Origin of the sequence: Streptomyces sp. SID14436 (assembly GCF_010548465.1) — a bacterium.
In the GTDB taxonomy this organism is placed as follows: domain Bacteria; phylum Actinomycetota; class Actinomycetes; order Streptomycetales; family Streptomycetaceae; genus Streptomyces.
The window spans coordinates 1-2,594 of the sequence record NZ_JAAGMD010000278.1; the positions used below are offsets into that span (position 1 = coordinate 1).

At 75.3% G+C, this 2,594-nt stretch carries 2 protein-coding genes; both read left to right on the forward strand.

Annotated features, from left to right (window positions below; all coding sequences use genetic code 11):
* A partial coding sequence (locus G3I53_RS10230; RefSeq protein WP_164438247.1) for a TOMM precursor leader peptide-binding protein occupies positions 1–1,656 on the forward strand: 1,656 nt, incomplete at its 5' end.
* A gap of 117 nt (positions 1,657–1,773) precedes the next feature.
* Positions 1,774–2,594 (forward strand): SagB family peptide dehydrogenase (locus tag G3I53_RS10235; protein ID WP_164438248.1); only part of this gene is annotated, 821 nt, incomplete at its 3' end.

Consider the following 2,594-nt stretch of genomic DNA (forward strand, 5'->3'; position numbering starts at 1 on the left):
CGCTCGGTCGGTCTCCGGGAGGGCCTGGAGCTGCGGGGCGGCACCCGGGAGGCGGGGCCCTGGCCGCACCTCGTGCCGTTCGCCGCGCAGGCCGTCGCCGCGCTGATCGCGTCCCGCGCCGGGGCCCCGGCGCGGGACGCCCGGCGGCCGTTCCCCGACGTGTGGCTGGTGGACGTGCAGCGGCTGACGGTGCGTCACCATCCTTTGGTGCCCGAGCCGGACTGCCCCGAGTGCGCGGTCCCCGAGCCGGTGACGGCCGAGGGCGCGGCTCTGGTGCTGCGTGCCGCGCCCAAGTACCGGCCGGGTGTCAGCAGGGTCCGGCCGGTGGACGCGTACGGCCTGGAGGTCGACGCGTTCGCCAATCCGCACTGGGGTGCCGTCGGGCCGTCGGTCGTCTGCGACGTCACCTCGCCGACGACGTCCGCCACGGTGGGCTGCTTCTCCAGCCGCTCGGGGGACTACCTGCGCGAGACGTTCTGGGGCGGCCACGCCGACACCTACCGTGAGAGCACCCGGATCGGCGTGCTGGAGGGCCTGGAACGGTACGCGGGGATGCGCGCGCGGGGCCGGGCCGTGACCCTGACCGCCACCCTGGCCGAACTCGGCCCGGACGCCGTCGACCCGCGCGAGACGGGGCTGTACACGGACGCGTTCCACGCGCAGAACCCGTGGGTGCCGCCCTTCACGCCCGACCGCCGGATCCCGTGGGTGTGGGGCTGGTCGCTGCGGGACGCGCGGCCCCGGCCGGTCCCGGAGGTCCTCGCCTACTACCACAAGCCGGGCATCGAGCACCGGTTCGTGCAGGAGAGCTCCAACGGCTGCGCCTCCGGCGGCAGTCTGGAGGAGGCCGTGCTGAGCGGGCTGATGGAGGTGCTGGAACGGGACGCCTTCCTGCTGGCCTGGCACGGGATGCAGCCGCTGCCCGAGATCGACCCGGCCACCAGCCGCGACCCGCGCACCCGGTACATGGTGGAGCGCATGGCCCTGTACGGCTACCGGGCGCGGTTCTTCGACACCCGGATCAGCTTCCCGGTGCCCGTGGTCACCGGGGTGGCCGAGCGGTTCGACGGCGGTCCGGCCCGCATGTGCTTCGGCGCCGGGGCTTCCCTCGATCCGGAGGCGGCGCTCGCGGCGGCGCTGTGCGAGATCGCCACCGACTCGGTGCAGCTGCTCCAGCGTTTCCGGCGCGACGAGCGCGACTACCGGGCGATGGCCGCCGACTTCACCCGGATCACCAGTCTGCACGACCACCCGCTGGTCTACGCGGTCCCCGAGATGGGCCGGTTCGCCGACTTCCTGCTGCGTCCCGGCCCGGCCGGCCGGGCGGCGGAGCGGGTGGAGGTGGCCGCGCTGCGCTGGGACCGCGCGGACGGGTCCGGGCCGGACGTGCGGGACGACCTGCTCGCCGCCGTGGACGCGGTGACGTCCGCCGGTTTCGACGTGGTCGTCGTCGACCAGACCGCGCCCGAGCAGCGCGCCCTGGGCCTGCACACGGTCAAGGTGCTGGTGCCCGGACTGCTGCCGCTCGACTTCGGCTGGACCCGGCAGCGCGCCCGGCACCTGCCCCGGACCTTCACCGCCCTGCGGGAGGCGGGCCTCAGGCCCGGCGACCTCACCGAGGCGGACCTCAACCCCGGCCCCCACCCGTTCCCGTGACCGGCCGCCCGCCGCCCGCGCACCGGCCGTCCGTGTCACCCGTCCCGCCGTCCCGGCGCCCCCAGCGGGCGCGTCCGACCACCGCGAGCACCGAGGCAAGAAGGAAAGGGGGATGCCATGGGGTACGCCCATGAGTACGCGCACGCCGTCCTGCACCGCGGCCGCGTCCCGATGGAACCCACCGACCACGTCGTGGACTGGGCCGACGGCCCGCGCAAGGGCAAGTTCTACCCGGACGCGCCGGTCTTCGCGCTGCCCGGCACCGAGGACCTCGCCGACGTCCCGGTCGCCCCGGGCCTGCTGCCCGACTCCGTCCCGGCCCGGGACGCCGACCGGGCGCCCGGATTCACCCTGCCGCTGCTGTCGGCGATGCTCCGGGACTCCTACGGACTGACCGGGCGGCGCCTGGGCGTCCAGGCCAACACCGACCTGGCCGGGCTGCCGTTCCACACCCACGCCAACTGGTCCCGGGGCACGGCGGGCGGGGGCGGCCTCTACCCGATGGGCATCCACTGGGCGTCCGGCCCGTCCGCCCCGCTCACCCCGGGCCTGCACCACTACGACGTCCAACGGCACGCGCTGCAACGGCTGTTGACGGGTGACGTCACGGACCGGGTGCGGGACGCGCTGGGCGCGGACGCCCCCGCCGACGCCCTGGACGCCGACCAGTACCTGATCCTCTCGGTGAAGTACTGGCAGAACTCCTTCAAGTACAACAGCTTCTCCTTCCACGTGGTGTGCACCGACCTCGGCACCCTGGTGCAGACGTGGCGCCTGTGGGCCGCGCCCCGGGGGCTGCGGATCGCGCCCGTGCTGTGGTTCGACGAGCCGCGCCTGAACGAGCTGCTGGGCGTGCCCGGCGAGCAGGAGGCGGTGTTCGGCGTGGTGCCGCTGCACTGGGCGGGCGGCCCGCCCGGCCGGCGGCCCGCCACCGCCGC